This is a genomic window from Streptomyces sp. NH27, assembly GCF_056859195.1.
Genome location: NZ_JACEGK010000789.1, coordinates 1 through 2,336, shown reverse-complemented (window position 1 = coordinate 2,336; position 2,336 = coordinate 1). Strand labels below are relative to the sequence as shown.

Annotated in this window: 1 protein-coding gene; it reads left to right on the top strand. The window is 72.3% G+C overall.

All coding sequences use genetic code 11. From position 1 onward, the window contains the following. Nucleotides 1-240: 240 nt before the first annotated feature. The coding region (locus AC13HU_RS35855) for a DEAD/DEAH box helicase (RefSeq protein ID WP_483046176.1) at nt 241-2,336 on the top strand (2,096 nt) is incomplete at its 3' end.

Genomic DNA, 2,336 nt, shown 5'->3' with positions numbered 1-2,336 from the left:
GGTCCGACGCGGGCGCCACCGCCCCGAATCACCGGCCCGTACGTGCTCTACGCAGGTGATTCGCGAAAGCGACGCCGGATGCGTATGCTGGTAGATCGTTTGATCCCACCTGCCTGGCGCCTGATTGACACGCGCCCCGTGGCGCGTTCCTTTTCTCCTGTGGCTGACCGCATCGAGGCGGTTGTAAGCAACCTGCGGAGCTGGCGCGTGCCGTAAGTCTCCGAGAGGTTTAGCTTCAGCATGTCCAATGACAGTGCCGACCGTTCCGCCATGCCCGAGAACACCGCCGACACCGCCGTACTCGCGACCGCGACTGCGGCCGTGACCGTGACCGCCACCGAGTCCGTCGAATCCACCGAGTCCGCCGCATCCGCGCCCTCGGTCGTGGACGGCCCCGAGACCGTGGACGCCCCCGCCGCCGACGAGCGTGCCGATAGGCGTGCCGACGAGCGTGCCGACGAGTCGGCCGAGGTCGAGGTCGAGGAGCCCGCGCAGGCCGAAGAGCCCGCCGAGCCCACCATCACCTTCGCCGACCTCGGCCTCCCCGAGGCCATCGTCCGCAAGCTCACCCAGAACCAGGTCGTCAGCCCCTTCCCGATCCAGGCCGCGACCATCCCGGACGCCCTGGCCGGCCAGGACATCCTCGGGCGCGGCCGCACCGGCTCCGGCAAGACCCTCGCCTTCGGTCTGCCGCTGCTCACGCTGCTCTCCGGCGGCCGCACCGAGCGCAAGCGCCCCCGCGGCGTGATCCTCACCCCGACCCGCGAGCTGGCGATGCAGGTCGCCGACGCGCTCCAGCCGTACGGCGACGTGCTCGGCCTGAAGATGAAGGTCGTCTGCGGCGGTACCTCCATGCAGAACCAGATCTACGCCCTCGAACGCGGCGTGGACGTGCTGGTCGCCACCCCGGGCCGGCTGCGCGACCTGATCAACCGGGGCGCCGCCTCGCTCGACCAGGTGCAGATCGCCGTCCTCGACGAGGCCGACCAGATGGCCGACATGGGCTTCCTGCCCGAGGTCACCGAGATCCTCGACCTGGTCCCGGCCGGCGGCCAGCGGCTGCTGTTCTCCGCCACGCTGGAGAACGAGATCGACACCCTCGTCCGCCGCTACCTGGTCGACCCGGTCACCCACGAAGTGGACGCCGCCCAGGGCGCGGTGACCACGATGAGCCACCACGTGCTCGTCGTGAAGCCGAAGGACAAGGCGCCGGTCACCGCCGCGATCGCCGCCCGCAAGGGCCGCACCATCATCTTCGTCCGCACCCAGATGGGCGCCGACCGCGTCGCCGAGCAGCTGATCGAGGCCGGCGTGCGCGCCGACGCGCTGCACGGCGGCATGACCCAGGGCGCGCGGACCCGCACCCTGGAGGACTTCAAGGGCGGGCACGTCAACGTGCTGGTCGCCACCGACGTCGCCGCCCGCGGTATCCACGTGGACGGCATCGACCTGGTGCTCAACGTCGACCCGGCCGGCGACCACAAGGACTACCTGCACCGTTCGGGCCGTACCGCCCGCGCCGGCCAGTCCGGCACGGTCGTCTCGCTGGCCCTGCCGCACCAGCGCAAGCAGATCTTCCGGCTGATGGAGGACGCGGGCGTCGACGCCTCGCGCCATGTCATCGGCGGTGCGGGCGTGTTCGACGACGACGTGGCCAGCATCACCGGCGCCCGCTCGCTCACCGATGTGCAGGCCGACGCGGTGCAGAACGCGGCTTCCCAGGCAGAGCGCGAAGTCGCCGAGCTGACCAAGCAGTTGGAGCGGTTGCAGCGCCGGGCGAACGAACTGCGCGAGGAGGCGGACCGGCTCACCGCGCGTTCCGCCCGCGAGCGCGGCGAGGACCCGGAGGAGGCGGTGGCCGCGAAGGCCGCCGAACTCGCCGCGGAAGCCGCCGCCGCGGCCGCGGCAGCGGCCGTGCCCGAGCAGCGCGAGGAGCGCTCGTCGTACCAACGGCGCGACGACCGCGGGAACTTCGACCGCCGCGACGACCGGCGGGACGACCGCCGCGACTCGCGTCCCTCGTACCGGAACGACCGTGACCGCGGGGGCGACCGCGACCGCCGGGACGACCGTGGCGGCGACCGTCGTGACTCGCGTCCGGCCTACAACCGTGACGACCGCCGCGACTCCCGCCCGTCCACCTCGTCCTCGTCGTCGTCCTCGTACGGTGACCGGAACCGTCGCGACTCCCGCCCGTCGTACGGCGACCGGGACCGTCGTGACGCCCGCCCGGCGTACAACCGTGACGACCGCCGCGACTCCCGCCCGTCGTACGGCGACCGGGACCGTCGTGACGCGCGCCCCGCGTACAACCGTGACGACCGGCGCCCGTCCAC